Source organism: Methylorubrum populi (genome assembly GCF_002355515.1).
GTDB classification, from domain to species: domain Bacteria; phylum Pseudomonadota; class Alphaproteobacteria; order Rhizobiales; family Beijerinckiaceae; genus Methylobacterium; species Methylobacterium populi_A.
In genome coordinates this window covers 280632-295213 of sequence record NZ_AP014809.1, presented here as the reverse complement: position 1 = coordinate 295213, position 14582 = coordinate 280632, and the positions used below count along the sequence as shown (strand labels likewise).

Sequence of the window (14582 nt, the reverse complement as noted above, 5' to 3'; positions counted from 1 at the left end):
GGCGAGCGAAATCGCGAACGGGCTCGGTGCCGGTTCCGTCGACATCTCCATGAACTGAGTGGGTCAGCTGCCCGGCTTCGATCTGGCGCACATTCCTTCGCCTTGCCGGCACTCGTCCGCGGTCACGAACACCCTGCCGCCGGATCAAGGATCAAGCCGACGGAAACTGGACGGCGACGGCACGGGCGATCGGTCGCTCTTCGTCGGCGGGGATGACGTAGACGGGGATCTGCGCATCATCGGCACTGATGCGCGTCTCGTGCGCCGCGTTCCGATCCTCGTCGAGCTTGAGGCCCGTCCATGCCAAGCCTTCTCCGATCGCCGCGCGGATCTGGGCCGATCGCTCGCCGATACCGGCGGTGAAGACGAAGGCGTCGAGGCCCCCCAGTGCTGCGATCATGGATCCGCTCTCGCGCACGACGCGGTAGGCGAAGAGATCGAGCGCCTCGGCGGCCCGCGGCTCCTCGCTGGCCAGCAGAGTGCGGGCGTCGTTGCTGATGCCGGAGACGCCGAGCAGGCCGGAGCGCCGGTTCAGGATCTCGGAGACGTCCGCCGGCGCCATCCCGCGCTGCTCGATCAGGTAGAGGACCAGGCCGGCGTCGATGGCGCCGCAGCGCATCCCCATCATCAGGCCGTCGAGCGCGGTGAAGCCCATGGTGGTGGCGACGCTGCGTCCCTCGCGCATGGCGCAGAGGCTGGCCCCGTGGCCGAGATGCGCGACGATGACCCGGCCCTTCGCTAGCTCCCCGGCAATGCCCGGCAGCACGTCGGCGATATGCTGGTACGACAGGCCGTGGAAACCGTAGCGGACGAGGCCCTGATCGGTAAGCGCGTGCGGGATCGCGAAGAGCTGGGCGAGCCGAGGCATGGTGCGGTGGAAGGCCGTGTCGAAACAGGCCAGTTGCGGCAAGGTCGGCCAAGCGTCCGCCACCGCCCGGATCGCCGCGAGGTTGTGGGGCTGGTGCGCCGGCGCGAGCGGGATCAGATCTTCGAGGACCGTCATCACGCCATCGTCGATCACAACCGGCTTCGACAGGTCTGGGCCGCCATGGACAACGCGGTGTCCAGCGGCGTGCAGATCGATATCGTTCGCCCGTCGGATATGGTGCAGCAGCCACTGCGTGGCCGCTTCGTGGCCGCTCGCCTCCGGCAACTCGGCGCCCTCGAACAGATCCGCCCTCGCGCCGGTGGCTCCTCCGAACCGCGCCCGGCTGCCGATGCCCTCGATGCCGCCGCGGCAGAGTGGTTGAAGTCCCTCTGCGGCGAAGAGCGCGAACTTCACGCTCGACGAGCCGGCATTGAGCACCAGAATCGCGGCGTCCGCGGGACGCTTCTCCGTCCGCATCATGGGCGTGTCTCCTCTCCCGACGCGCCCCTCGGGCGCTTATCGCAGCGTGACGGCCAGGGCTTCGGCCGCTTCTTTCAGGGTGGACAGACGTTCGACCGCGTTTGCGCGCGAGACCCGCACGACCGGCGCCTGGAGGGCGAGGGCGGCGATGCAGTCGCGCCCGTTGTGGTCGAAGATCGGTACCGCCACGCAGAACAGACCGGACAAGTACTCCTCGTCGTCGAAGGCGTAGCCGTCGCGCTTGATCCGGCCGAGCTCGCTCTGCAGCGCATCGGCATCGGCGAGGGTGTTGGCGGTGTAGCGTTCCAGCGTCAGCGTCCGGATCAAGCGATCGCGCTTGGCCGGCGGCATCATCGCCAGGAACAGCTTGCCGCTCGCCGAGGCGTGGGCCGGTACCCGCGATCCCTTCTGGAAGGCGACCCGCAGCGGCGCGGCGGCCTCGACACGGTCGAGGTACATTACCTCGCTGCCCTCGAGAACCGTGAGGTTGCAGGACTCGCCCAGTGTCCGGACCACCCGCTCGAGGATCTGGTGCCGCTGCGTCGAACCGGCGTTGTTCGACAGGATCGCGAAGGCGAGGGCGGTGGCACGTGCTGCGAGCTCGTAGCGCCGCCCGTCCGGCATCCGCCTCAGGAGATCGGCGCTCTCAAGCATGCTCAGCCAGCGATGCAGGGTAGGCTTCGGCAGATTGGCAGCCTCGGTCAGTTCCGCGAGCGTCGGCGGGTGATCCATCTCGGCGATGATCTCCAGCAGACTGAACGCCTTCAGCGCTGGCGAGGATTCCGCGGCGTCATCCATGACTGCAGCTCTCATATTCCGATTTCCTGAACGTTTAAAGCAAAAAAACGAGATTTATGTTGCGCTCGTCGACGCGCAGGCGCTAGGTTCCAGGAGGCGAGGATGGGATCGCCGCTGGGGTGAACTCGGTACCCCTTCGCATCGGAGCGGCCTGACCGCCACGGTCCGGAGCCGCGATCCGAACCGACGAACGAGCTTCGCGACGAACGAAAAAAGTCAGGGTGGGAGAGCGCGCCATGAAGATGACGACGGAAGAGGCCTTCATCAAAGTCCTTCAGATGCACGGGATCGAGCATGCCTTCGGCATCATCGGTTCGGCGATGATGCCGGTCTCCGACCTGTTTCCGAAAGCCGGCATCACCTTCTGGGACTGCGCGCACGAGAGCAACGCGGCGCTGATTGCCGACGGCTATTCGCGCGTGACCGGCAAGATGGCGATGGCGGTGGCGCAGAACGGCCCGGGCGTGACCGGCTTCGTAACCGCGATCAAGACGGCCTACTGGAATCACACCCCGATGCTGCTCGTGACGCCGCAGGCGGCCAACAAGACCATCGGACAGGGCGGCTTCCAGGAAGTCGAGCAGATGGCGCTGTTCGAGGACATGGTCTGTTACCAGGAGGAAGTGCGCGATCCGAGCCGCGTCGCCGAGGTGCTCAACCGAGTGATCGAGAAGGCGTGGCGCGGCTGCGCGCCGGCGCAAATCAACGTCCCGCGCGATTTCTGGACGCATCAGGTCGATATACCGCTGCCGCAGATCGTCCGGCTGGAGCGGCCGACCGGCGGGCGACAGGCGATTGCCGAAGCCGCGGCGCTCCTGTCGAAGGCGAAGTTCCCGGTCATCCTGAACGGAGCGGGTGTCGTCATCGGCGACGCGATCGGTGAATCCGTTGCGCTCGCCGAGCGGCTCGATGCGCCGGTGGCCTGCGGTTACCAGCACAACGATTCCTTTCCCGGCTCGCACCCTCTCGCCGTCGGGCCGCTCGGCTACAACGGCTCGAAGGCGGCGATGGAGCTCATCGCCAAGGCCGACGTGGTGCTGGCGCTCGGCACCCGCCTCAATCCCTTCTCCACCCTGCCGGGCTACGGAATCGATTACTGGCCCAAGGACGCCAAGATCATCCAGGTCGACATCAACCCCGACCGGATCGGTCTGACCAAGCCTATTACCGTGGGCATTTGCGGCGATGCCAAGCACGTCGCGCACGAGCTCCTGCAACAGCTTGCCCCGGCGGCGGGCAATGCCGGCCGCGAGGAGCGGCAGGCGCTCATCCACCGCACCAAATCCGCCTGGGCCCAGGCTCTGTCCTCGCTCGACCACGAGGACGACGACGAGGGCACGAACTGGAATGTCGAGGCGCGCGAGCGGGAGAGCGAGAAGATGTCGCCGCGCCAGGCGTGGCGCGCGATCCAGGCCGGCCTGCCGGCGAACGCGATCATCTCGACCGACATCGGCAACAACTGCGCCATCGGCAATGCCTACCCGACCTTCGACCGGGGCCGGCGCTACCTGGCGCCTGGCATGTTCGGCCCGTGCGGCTACGGCTTCCCGGCGATCATCGGCGCCAAGATCGGATGCCCGGACCTGCCGGTCTTCGGCTTCGCGGGCGACGGCGCCTTCGGTATCTCGATGAACGAGATGACCTCGATCGGCCGCGACGAGTGGCCGGCGATCACCATGGTGATCTTCCGCAATTTCCAGTGGGGCGCCGAGAAGCGCAACTCCATCCTCTGGTACGACAACAACTTCGTCGGCACCGAACTCGACACCAAGCTCAGCTACGCCAAGATCGCGGAAGGATGCGGCTTCCGGGGCGTGCGCGTCGAGACGCAGCGGGCGCTCACCGAAGCGATCCAGCAGGCGGGCGAGGCACAGGCCGACGGCGTGACGACCTTCATCGAAGTGATGCTCAACCAGGAGCTCGGCGAACCCTTCCGCCGCGACGCGATGAAGAAGCCGGTCGTCGTCGCCGGCATCGATCGCGGCGACATGCGTCCCCAGCGCTCGGCCTGATCCATCGCAACGGGCCCGGGACCTCGATGCTTGGAGATCCTGGGCCGCTTCGTCGCGATGTCCTTCAGCGCATGTCGGGCCGCGGGTCGGGCACGAAGCCGTCCCGGTTCGGCATCCTCACCGCCCGGAGCGTCTCGGCATCCATCACCGCGTCGTCGGAAACGAGGCCGTTGAGGTTGAGCACATAGCCGACGACCGCGTAGACCTCGTCGGGGCTCAGCGATTGTGGCGCGTTCATCGGCATGGCGCGGTGAATGTAGTCGAACAAAGTCGGCGCGTAGGGCCAGAAACTGCCGACCGTCTTGACCGGCTGAGCCGTGGCCAGGGAGCCCTGGCCGCCGGCGAGCCTGTCGCCGATCCCGCCTTCGCCCTTCATGCCGTGGCAGCTGGCGCACTGGGCCTCGAACAGGGCCCGGCCCTGCACGACGCTGCCGTGGCCCGCCGGCAGTTTCCGACCGTCGCGGTCGATGTCGATGTTCCAGCCCGCGATCTCCTCGGCGGTCGGCGCGCGGCCGAAACCGAAACGGCCCTCGGCCTGAGCCGAGGACGCGAGCACCGCCACGGACAGCGCGAGGAACCGGGCGCGTCTAGACGTAGCCATTGGACACCTCGCCGTCGGCGGCGATCCGCCAGGGAACGATCGCGTTGTTGTGGTAGAAGGATTTCATGCCGCGGATCGCAGTCAGATCGGCGAAGCTCGGCTGCACGTAGCCGGTCTCGTCCGTGGCGCGGCTCAGGATGACGGTCGGCCGGCCATCCCAGGCCCATGGATAGCGGAAGCGGGTGAAGGCCCGGCTCAGGACCGGCTGCTGCAAGACAGCGGGCTGCCACGTAGTGCCGCCATCGACCGACACCTCGACGCGGTTGATGCGTCCGCGCCCGCTCCAGGCCAGTCCCGTGATTTCGTTGAAGCCGGCGGCGATCCGCTGCGTACCGGACGGCCGCGTGATGATCGACTTGGCCTCCATGGTGAAGGTGAACTGGCGCGCCGTGCCGTCGGGCATCGAATCCGTGTACTTAGCCGTCTCCTCCCGCGAGTAGGCGGGCTCGGCGACGACGTTGAGGCGCCGGAGCCATTTCACGCTCATGTTGCCTTCGAAGCCCGGGAGCAGGAGGCGGACGGGGTAGCCCTGCTGCGGGCGCAGCCGCTCGCCGTTCTGGCTGAAGACGAGCAGCGCATCGTCGAGGCATTTCTCCAGCGGGACACTGCGGGTGAGGGCGGCGGCATCGGCCCCCTCGGCGACGACCCATTGCGCTCCAGGCCTCGGGCCGACCTCGTCGAGGATGGTCTTGAGCCGCACGCCCGTCCATTCGCAGCAGCTCGCCAAGCCGACGAGGTCGGAGGCCGTTCTGCCCTGCTTGATCGCTTCGAAGCCCGGATTGCCGGAGCATTCCAGGAAGTAGATGTGCGACTCGGTCGGAAACCGGCGCAGCTCATCCATCGTCAGGAGCAGCGGCCGTTCGACCAGGCCGTGGATCATCAGCCGGTGCTGGGCGGGATCGATGGTGGGGATGCCGCCGTGATGGCGCTCGTAGAACAGCCCGTTCGGGGTGATGATGCCGTCGAGATCCTGCAGCGGTGTGCGGCTCGCCGCGGAGGTGTACTGCTTGCCGTTCTTCGGCACGTTGCGGATGACGCCCTTCTCGAACTCCGAGGGCTGGCCGTAGAGTTGGCTCCCGACATCCGCGCCGGGCTCCTTCATCCAGCGCGGCACGTGCGGCGGCGCATTCTCGGCGCCCGCCGCCGTTTCGGCGCTGGCCGGGCGGGCGACCATGCCGGCAACTCCCCCGCCGACGAGGGCGGACCCCGCCGCCAGGATCTGCCGACGCGAACGCGGCTCCCGCCGGATCACCTCCGGTCCTGCTTCGTCGCTCATCGTTCCCTCCTCCGATTCCTGCGGGTCACGGCGCGGCAGCGGCCGGATCGCGCGGCCCCTCAGAGGACGTCGGGGACCCGGACCCGTCCGCGCCGACGATCAGTAGGACGCCGCCAGGTAATCCGCGATCGCCTTGGCGTCGGCCTCTCCGATCGGTGCGCCGTAGACCTTGATCATCTTCGTGACCTCGGCGGTCCAGAAGGCGTGGCCCTTCTTCGGCGGCTGCATGGCGATGTAGTCCGGCGAGTGGCAAGTCAGGCAGTGAGCCTCGGTGACCTCGACACCGGGGCCGGGGCGGAGCTTCGCCGTATCCTCCGGCAGGTCGTAGGTGACCGGTCCGGCCCCGGCAGCCTGGAAGTAGGCCGAGGCTGAAAGGAGGGTGAGGGCGGCAAGGCCCAAGCGTGCAGTCCGCCCGGCCGATCGTATCGCTCGTGTGTCAGATATCACGGACCCCTCCCTCAGACTGCAGTGACACGCGTCGTCTCGACGACGTTGCGCAGGTAGCCAGCCGGATTCCACAGCGGTTCGAGCGGCTGCGACTGGCCGATCCGGTTCAGCGCGCGGACCCGCAGCCTGTGCTCGCCGGCCGGAAGCCGGACGCTCGTCTCCCATCCCCGGAAGGCGTAGCGGCCCTCGTCCCGCCCGAGGCGGGCCGCGCTCCAGCTGCGTCCGTCATCGCCTGAGACGAGAACCTCGGTCAGGCCGTAGCCGCCGTCGAAGGCGATGCCGCGCAGCGTGGTCTCGGCTCCCGCCGTCACCGTGGCGCCGTCGGTCAGGTTGGTGATGAAGGAGCGGATGGTGAAGCGGTTGATCGGGACGGTCGCCGTCGGCGCCTTGCCGGGCTCGGTGCAGCCGCAGGCATTGTCCGGGATGCGGTAGGCCGGCTTCATCCAGAAGTTCTCGAACGTGGTGTCGAGAACGGTGATAGCGTTGAGGTGTTTCAGCCAGTAGGTGCCGTAATAGCCCGGCACGACGAGGCGGAGCGGGAAGCCGTTGAGGAAGGGCAAATCCTCGCCGTTCATGGCGTAGGCCAGCATCACCTCACCGTCGCGGGCATGATCGAGGTCGAGCGCCTTGGCGAAGTCGGGCGTCTTCTCCAGCACGGGCCCATCGAGGCCCTCGAACATCACCTGCCGTGCCCCCGCCTTCACGCCTGCGCGGTCGAGCACGGCCTTGAGCGGCACGCCCTTCCAGCGGGCACAGCCCATGGCGCCGTTGGCGAGTTGCCCGCCGGCGACCCGCGGCTCGAAGAAGCCCCGCGAATTGCCGGAGCACTGGTTGACCGCCACGACTTCGACGGGGCCGAACGCCTTGATCTCCGCAAGCGAGAGACTGAGCGGCTTGTCGACCTCGCCCTTGATCTCCAGACGGAATGCGTCGGGGTCGACTTCGCCCGGCAGGCCGGCGAGATGGTAGCGCACGAAGAAGGCGTCGTTGGCCGTGATCGTGCCCTCGTCGAAGACCGAGAACGGCGTCTCGAGTTGCGGCGGCCGGCTCGTCATCTGGATCAGCGGGCGCTTGCCCGGATAGGCCACGAGCGGGCGCTCGCCATTGCCGAAGGGGAGCGCGATCCGATCCGATGGTGCGGCGTGGGCCCGGCCGACCGCGGCGCCCGCGAGCAGAGCGGAGCCGGCGCCGCGCAACAGGGCGCGTCGATGCAACATGGTTTCCTCCTTTTGCGGGCGGATCTCGTTCTCGGATCCGCCGTTCTCCGCGGCGTCGCTCAGCCGAGCCGAAGCAGATGGATCAGCCCCAGGCTGATCAGCAGCAGCAGCACGAGCGACAGCGTCACCGCCGCCGTGACTCGACCGCCGACGCGTCCGATCACCCGAACATCGACGCCGAGTCCGAGGGCGGCCATCGAAACCACGGTCAGCGTGCCGGCGACCCGCGTGATCGGACCGACCGCGACGTCGGGCACCAGCCCGAGCGAGCGGAACGCGGCCAGCACGAGGAAGCCGACGATGAACCAGGGCACCAGCTTGAACGGATCGAAGCGCCGTGCGCGCCCGGACTCCGCCGCGGCCGCGCTGAAGCGGGGCGCTAGAAGCGAAAGGCCGACGACCACGGGGCCGAGCATGAGCACGCGCACGAGCTTGACCAACGTTCCGATCTGCGTCGCGACGAGCCCGGCGGGGACGGTGGCGGCGAGAACCTGCGGCACCGCATAGACGGTAAGGCCGGCGAGGATGCCGTACTGGGCGGCGCCGAGGCCGAGCAGCGGGATCAGCAGCGGCAGGCCGAGCACCATCAGAACGCCGAGGATGGCGGTGAAGGAGATCGAGGACGCGACGTCGTCGCTGTCGGCGCCGATGACCGGGGCGACGGCCGCGATGGCCGAATTTCCGCAGATCGAGTTGCCGCAGGCGATGAGGATCGAGATCCGCACGGCGAGTCCGAGAAGGCGGCTGATCGCGTAGCTCGCGGCGATGGTGACCGCGACGGTGGCGACGATCGCCGCGAGGAGAACGGGACCCGACGCGACGATCGCCGCGAAGCTGATCGAGGCGCCGAGCAGCATCACCGCGACTTCGAGAAGCTGCTTGGCGCTGAACGCAATGCCGGAGCGCCAGAGCGGGCTCGGAACCCAGAAGGTCCGGATCGCCATGCCGAGCAGGATCGCGATCACCAGTGCCTCGATGTAGGGATGCTCGAACGCGGCCTCTTCAAGGTGCTGCAATCCGATCGAGACGAGCGTCACCGCGAGGCACAGCGCGATCCCGGGCGCCAGCTCTCGGAGACGCAAAAGCGAAAAGCGGGACTCCGGCGGCTTCGACAAGCGGTTCGTCTGCAACATCGTCGTCCCTCGACACCGGATACCGGCATCGCCTTCCCACCGCCTTCATAGCAAGACCTAACTGCCTTGCACGACATTGTTGGAACAATCTTCTATATGCGCTCCGTATTGTGGAACGTTCTTCGGGCCAGTGGGATCGAAGACGCGGACTCGATCGGTGCCTTTATCGGCTCGACATCTGGCTGCCGGCGCGCCGCGCGGCCGATCCAGATCGCTGAGGCGGCGCTGACGAGTCCCGCAAGCGCGCAATAGGCGCAGACCAGCCACGGCTTGTCTCCGCCCGAGTATTGCAGCAGAGCGGTCGCGATGATCGGCGTGAGGCCGCTCGCGAAGATGCCGGAGAATTGGTAGACGAAGGAGATCCCGGTGTAGCGCACCCGCGCCGGAAACAGTTCGGAGAACAGGGCCGCCTCCGGCCCGTAGACCGAAGCGTAGAGAATCCCGAACGGCACGATCAGTGCGAGCCAGATCGCCCCGATGCTGCCGTCGCTGTTCAGAAAGATCCAGAAGGCGGGAAAGGCCGAGAAGCCGGTCAGCAGCGAGCCCCAGGCGTAGACGCGGGTGCGGCCGAGGTAATCGGAAAGCCAGCCGGCGAGAGGGATGGTGAGGCAGAGCAGGAGCGCGGCGGCCGTGACGCCGAGCAGCGCCTGCGTGCGCGGCACGCCCACCGTGCCGGTGAGATAGCCGATCGAGAACACGGCGAAGATGTTGAAGAACACGCCGTCGATGGTGCGCGCGCCCATGCCGGCGATGACGTTGCCGGGAAACTCGCGCATCATCGAGACGAAGGGGATCGCCGCCTCGCGGTTCGTCTCCTTCACCCGAGCGAATTCCGGCGTCTCCATCACGTTGAGACGGATGTAGGCGCCGACGGCGACGAGCACGGCGCTGAGCAGGAAGGCGAGTCGCCAGCCCCAGGCGAGGAACTGCGCGTCGTCGAGCCCGTAGGAGAGGCCCGCGACGACGCCCGAGGCGAGGCAAAGCCCGAGCGCGAGTCCGATCTGCGGGATACTGGCATAGAGCCCGCGCTTTTCCGGCGGCGCATACTCGAACGCCATCAGCACGGCCCCGCCCCATTCGCCGCCGAGCCCGATGCCCTGGACGATGCGCAGCAGCAGCAGCAGGACCGGGGCGGCGATCCCGATCTGCGCGTAGGTCGGCACCAGTCCGATCAGGAAGGTCGCCACGCCCATCAGCATCAGGGTGATCACCAGCATGCTCTTGCGGCCGATGCGGTCGCCGAAATGCCCGAAGATGACGCCGCCGAGCGGCCGGGTGACGAAGCCGACCGCGAAGGTCGAATAGGCGAGCAGCGTCGAGACGAGGGGGTCGCTGGCGGGAAAGTACAGCTTGTTCAGGACGATGCCTGCGACCACTCCGTAGAGGAAGAAGTCGTACCACTCGATCGTCGCGCCGATCAGTGCAGCCGTGACGACGCGGCCGAGACCGCCTCGATCGGGCGACGTCTGCCGCGTCGTCATGCCGGACTCCCTTCTCGCGCCGTCTGAGGACGCGGGCTGGACTGTGTCGCGACCGGATCGACGGCGATGGCCGATCCGGCCCGTGCATCGGCCAGGATCATGTCGGCGGCCTTCTCTGCGATCATGACCACGGGCGCGCTGGTATTGCCGGAGACGAGTGTCGGCATGATCGAGCAATCGACGACCCGCAGGCCGCCGAGACCGTGGACGCGAAGGCGGGCATCGGTCACGGCCAGCGGGTCCGAGCCCATCCTGCAGGTCCCCGAGGGATGGAAGATCGTGGCGCCCGAGGCGCGGGCGAAGTCGAGCAAAGCGTCGTCGCCCTCGGTCCCGGGACCCGGCTTCACCTCCTCGGTGAGCAGCGTTCGCAGCGGCGACGTCGCGGCGAGGCGGCGGGCGAACTTCATGCCTTCGACCGTGCAGCGTCGGTCGGTCTCGGTGGCGAGATAATTGGCCCGCATCACCGGCGCCGCGAAGGGATCGGTGCTGCGCAGGGTGACGGTACCGCGGGATTCCGGGCGCAGCTGGCAGACAGAGAAGGTGCAGCCGGACCAGGGATGCGGCGCACCTCCAGCCATGTCGGCCGAGAGCGTGGCGAAGTGAAACTGCACGTCCGGCGTGCCGGGACCCGGCATCACGCGGGTGAATAGGCCGCCCTGGTTGATCCCCACCGCCAGGGGACCGCTGCGGGTCAGGAGCCATTGCAGGCCGATGCGCGCCTTGCCGGCCAGCGTGCGCAGATCGTCGTTGGTCGTGATCGGCTTGGCGACCCGGTACATCAGCCGGATCTGGAGATGGTCCTGCAGGTTTGCGCCGACACCGGGCAGCGGGTGCGCGACCGCGATTCCATGGCGTGAGAGCTCCTCTCCCGGCCCGATGCCGGACAGCAGCAGGAGCTGGGGGCTCTGGAGGGCGCCGGCGGCCAGGATCACCTCGGTGCCGGCGCGCGCTTCCAGCATCCGGCCGTTCCGGCGATAGCGGACGCCGACGACGCGGCGGCCTTCGAGAATCAGGCCGGCGGCCTGCGCATCGGTCTCGACCCGAAGGTTTTTCCGTCCCCGTACCGGGCGAAGATAGGCGACGGCGGTGCTGCAGCGCCGACCGTTCCGGGTGAAGAGCTGGTAATAGCCGACGCCCGCTTGATCACCGGTGTTGAAGTCGCTCGTGCGTGGCACGCCGAGTTCGTTCGCCCCTGCGATGATCGCCTCGATCAATTCATGCCGGTGCTCGATGTCGGAGCACCAGAGCGGTCCATCGGCGCCATGAAAGGGGCCGGCGCCCTTCGTGTTGTGCTCGGAGCGGATGAAGTAGGGCAGCACGTCCTTCCACGCCCAGCCGGCATTGCCGAGTGCGGCCCAATGATCGTAATCCTCGCGCTGCCCGCGAACGAAGATCAGACCGTTGATCGAAGAGGAGCCGCCGAGTGTCCGGCCGCGCGGCCAGTAGATGCGCCGATCCTTCATGGTCGGCTCCGGCTCGGTGTAGAAGCCCCAGTTCAGGGACTTGTGAAACATCGTCTTCCCGTAGCCGATGGGAAGATGGATCCAGGGCGAGCGATCGCGCGGACCCGCCTCCAGCATCAGCACCTGATTCCGGCCATCGGCCGAGAGGCGGTTGGCGAGGACGCATCCCGCGGTCCCACCGCCGACAACGATGAAGTCGTAGGGGGCGACAGCCATCGCCTGCACCTCGCCGACTGCGTTTCCTCGTATTTCGCCTCGCTCCGAGTACAAAGTCTCGAAAAGCGGAACGTTATGTTCGATTGAATGAGAATTAGGGCCGAGTGTCAATGCATGCCGACGACCTTGGCCGCGTTCTCGCGCGGCCACTCGGCACGTTCAGGGCGCGAGCGGGAGGGGCGACCGAGCGCTGCGGTCGTTGCGCGTCTAGAGCGGCATCCGATCAGGTTGCATCGTAGCCAGCTGCGGCGAAGTAGGCTCGGCACTCGGCTGGCGCGAAGCGGGACAGGCTGCGTCGGATGGCGTCCCAGAGGTCCGGGATGGTCCGCGCCGCTGCGCTGCGCAGCAGCGCCTTCAGCTTGGCGAAGGCCATCTCGATCGGGTTGAAGTCGGGGCTGTAGGCGGGGAGGTAGAGCAGCCGGGCTCCCACGGCCTCGATACGCTCGCGGACGCCGCTGACCTTGTGGGCCGGCAGGTTGTCGAGCACGACGGTGTCGCCGGCCTTGAGGGTTGGGGCAAGCACGTCGGCCACATAGGTGCGGAAGGCCTGCCCGTTCATCGCACCGTCGAGCAGCCACGGTGCGGTGATGCCGTTGCTGCGCAAGGCCGCCGTGACGGTGGTGGTCTTCCAGTGGCCCTGAGGCACGCTCATCCGACAGCGCTCGCCGCGGGGCGCACGTCCGTAGCGGCGGGCCATGGCGGTGTTGGCGGCCGTCTCGTCGATGAACACGAGGCCATCCGGATCGAGGTCGAGCTGGCCCTCGAACCACGCCTCGCGCGCAGCCCTCACGTCCGGCCGGTCTTGCTCGGCCGCGTGGCCCGTGCTTTTTTTCGCGAGATCCCATGGCGCTTGAAGAAGCGCGAAAGGCTGCTCTGAGCCACGCTGACGCCGCGCTCGGCCAGGGCCGCACGGAGTTCATGCAGGTAGATGCCGGGCTGCGCCTCGTAGAGCGACAGGATCAGGTCGGCCTGCGTCTCGATCCGGTGCGAGCGTTGATCTCCGCCCATCGGCTTGGGCGCGACGTGGCCCTCCCGGGCGCATTGCCCACACCAGCGGCTGGCGCTCGCCAGACTGACCCCGAAGCGTTCAGCCGCCTGATGCCGGGACGCCCCAGCCTCGACGGCATGGACCACGCGCTCTCGCAGATCGACGGACAAGGCTGAGGACATCGGCGCTCTCCTTCACCGACCAACCTCATCACCCCGCCAGCCGTTTCAGCGCGCTCGGATGCCGCTCTAGGCAATCACGACCCGCGACGAGGCAGGTGGCGGGGCGGATAGAGCACCGAGCGGCGTCGAATACCGGCTCTTGGGTCGGCCTGCCCGAGCGGGCATGCCGGCGACTCAGTTGCCGGGATATCCGAAGGCCATTTCAGCCTGCTCGTTCTTGGCGATTTCGAGCATGTGCCACTTGAGGCCGGAGAGCACCGACGCGACCGAGACACCGTTATGCGAGCCGGCGAACGCCGGTTGGACCGCCTGCAGCTGGGCCACGCTGAAAGCGAGATAGACCGCCGCGGCGAAAGGCAGGATCTGGCGGAGACGCTCGACGGGCGGCATGATCAAACGGAAATTGATGCGATGCACGCAATCTAATTCGCAAAATTGTGCAACGCAACGTGCGGCGCCGTGCCGTCGGCACATGTGAGACCTGTCTCACATGCGCAGCGCGTGTGCGTCGCAGCTCCCTCAGCGTCCGACATTGCCGATACCCGCTACCATGTACTCGGCCAGATGCTCGGCGGCAGCGGCGATTCCGCTGGGCTTGCGCTGCAGGACGATTTCGAGGTTCGGGAGTTCGGGCAGCCCCTCGGCGCGGCCGAGGCGGCGTACATTCGGGCCAAGGGCGCAGAGTGGAAAAGCCGATACGGCAAGCCCCGCGTAGACAGCGGCCTGAAGACCGGCGATGCTGTCGCTGACCGCCGCGACGCTCCAAGACCGGCCGATTTGGCCAAGGGCATCAAGGGCATATTGCCGGTAGACGCTTCCGGCCGGCAGCAGGGCGAGGGGCAGGGCGCCCTCCGGTGCGACGGCATATTCCCGCGCCGCCACCCAGACGAGTGGTTCTTCGCGCACGACCGGGCCTTTGCCGAGTTCGGGCTGGCGCGTCATCAGGGCGATGTCGATGTCCTCATGCTGGAGTGCCGCGTGCAGGTTCACGCTTCGCGAGCACCGCAGCTCGATCTCGACCTGCGGGTAAGCCCGCGAGAATCCGCTCAGCACCGACGGCAGCAGGAACGCGGCGTAGAGATCGGGCACGCCGAGCCGGACGCGACCGGTGATGTCGGGCGCCTCGAAACGCCCCCGGATCTCGTCGTTGAGACCGAGAAGCGTCCGGGCGTAGCCGAGTAGCATCTCCCCTTCGCGCGTCAGAGTGAGATTGCGCCGATCGCTCTGAAAGAGGGGTTTGGCGAGCGCCCGCTCCAGACGCTGGATCTGGTGCGTGACCGCCGGCTGGGTGCGGCCGACCTGCTTGCCAGCCAGCGTTATACTGCCGGTTTCGACCACGGCGACGAAGGTTCGAAGCAGTGGGATCTCGAGATCCGGAATCATAATGATAAATATCCTGCATGATCCCGATGCAGAGAAT

Annotated in this window: 13 protein-coding genes; 1 reads left to right on the top strand and 12 read right to left on the bottom strand. The window is 67.5% G+C overall.

Going from position 1 to position 14582, the window contains the following annotated elements:
* Positions 1-151: 151 nt before the first annotated feature.
* Together MPPM_RS01310 and MPPM_RS01305 are read right to left on the bottom strand one after the other, a co-directional pair.
* Complete coding sequence (locus tag MPPM_RS01310; RefSeq protein ID WP_096483197.1) at positions 152-1348, bottom strand: acetate/propionate family kinase; 1197 nt, start codon at positions 1346-1348, stop codon at positions 152-154.
* Between the two features lie 36 nt (positions 1349-1384).
* Entirely contained in the window at positions 1385-2161 is a 777-nt protein-coding gene (locus tag MPPM_RS01305; RefSeq protein ID WP_096483194.1) for an IclR family transcriptional regulator, read from the bottom strand.
* 221 nt (positions 2162-2382) lie between these two features.
* Between MPPM_RS01305 and xsc the strand changes: the two genes are divergently transcribed.
* A complete protein-coding gene (gene xsc, locus MPPM_RS01300; protein ID WP_096483191.1) occupies positions 2383-4158 on the top strand; it encodes a sulfoacetaldehyde acetyltransferase in 1776 nt (591 codons plus the stop codon).
* Positions 4159-4222: 64 nt separating this feature from the next.
* Here xsc and MPPM_RS01295 read toward each other — a convergent pair whose 3' ends face one another.
* From MPPM_RS01295 to MPPM_RS01250, 10 genes are all read right to left on the bottom strand, one after another.
* Positions 4223-4759, bottom strand: a complete 537-nt coding sequence (locus MPPM_RS01295; RefSeq protein WP_096483189.1) for a c-type cytochrome — start codon at positions 4757-4759, stop codon at positions 4223-4225.
* Positions 4746-6035 carry a sulfite dehydrogenase gene (soxC, locus tag MPPM_RS01290; RefSeq protein WP_096483186.1) on the bottom strand — a complete coding sequence of 430 codons (1290 nt, stop codon included), beginning with the start codon at positions 6033-6035 and terminating at the stop codon, positions 4746-4748. Before soxC ends, MPPM_RS01295 begins: the two co-directional genes overlap by 14 nt.
* A 99-nt stretch (positions 6036-6134) precedes the next feature.
* Positions 6135-6434: a SorB family sulfite dehydrogenase c-type cytochrome subunit gene (gene sorB, locus MPPM_RS01285; protein WP_244573443.1), complete on the bottom strand. Its 300-nt coding sequence runs from the start codon at positions 6432-6434 to the stop codon at positions 6135-6137.
* 59 nt (positions 6435-6493) lie between these two features.
* Complete coding sequence (sorA, locus tag MPPM_RS01280; protein WP_096483184.1) at positions 6494-7699, bottom strand: SorA family sulfite dehydrogenase catalytic subunit; 1206 nt, start codon at positions 7697-7699, stop codon at positions 6494-6496.
* A 59-nt stretch (positions 7700-7758) separates the two neighbouring features.
* Complete coding sequence (locus MPPM_RS01275) at positions 7759-8829, bottom strand: YeiH family protein (protein ID WP_162296282.1); 1071 nt, start codon at positions 8827-8829, stop codon at positions 7759-7761.
* A 95-nt stretch (positions 8830-8924) separates the two neighbouring features.
* Positions 8925-10313 (bottom strand): MFS transporter, encoded by a 1389-nt coding sequence (locus MPPM_RS01270; RefSeq protein ID WP_096483180.1) that lies wholly within the window; start codon positions 10311-10313, stop codon positions 8925-8927.
* Positions 10310-11992 carry a GMC family oxidoreductase gene (locus MPPM_RS01265; RefSeq protein WP_096483178.1) on the bottom strand — a complete coding sequence of 561 codons (1683 nt, stop codon included), beginning with the start codon at positions 11990-11992 and terminating at the stop codon, positions 10310-10312. The genes MPPM_RS01270 and MPPM_RS01265 overlap by 4 nt, the downstream gene beginning before the upstream one ends.
* Positions 11993-12215: 223 nt before the next feature.
* Positions 12216-13162, bottom strand: a protein-coding gene (locus MPPM_RS01260; RefSeq protein WP_096483176.1) for an IS630 family transposase whose coding sequence is annotated in 2 segments (ribosomal slippage) — positions 12216-12826 and positions 12826-13162 — 948 coding nt in all. Because the reading frame shifts where the segments join, the coding sequence is not laid out codon by codon here.
* 174 nt (positions 13163-13336) lie between these two features.
* A complete protein-coding gene (locus MPPM_RS01255) occupies positions 13337-13552 on the bottom strand; it encodes a hypothetical protein (protein ID WP_173807861.1) in 216 nt (71 codons plus the stop codon).
* A gap of 129 nt (positions 13553-13681) precedes the next feature.
* Positions 13682-14545, bottom strand: a complete 864-nt coding sequence (locus MPPM_RS01250; protein WP_096483174.1) for a LysR substrate-binding domain-containing protein — start codon at positions 14543-14545, stop codon at positions 13682-13684.
* Between the last annotated feature and the right edge of the window lie 37 nt (positions 14546-14582).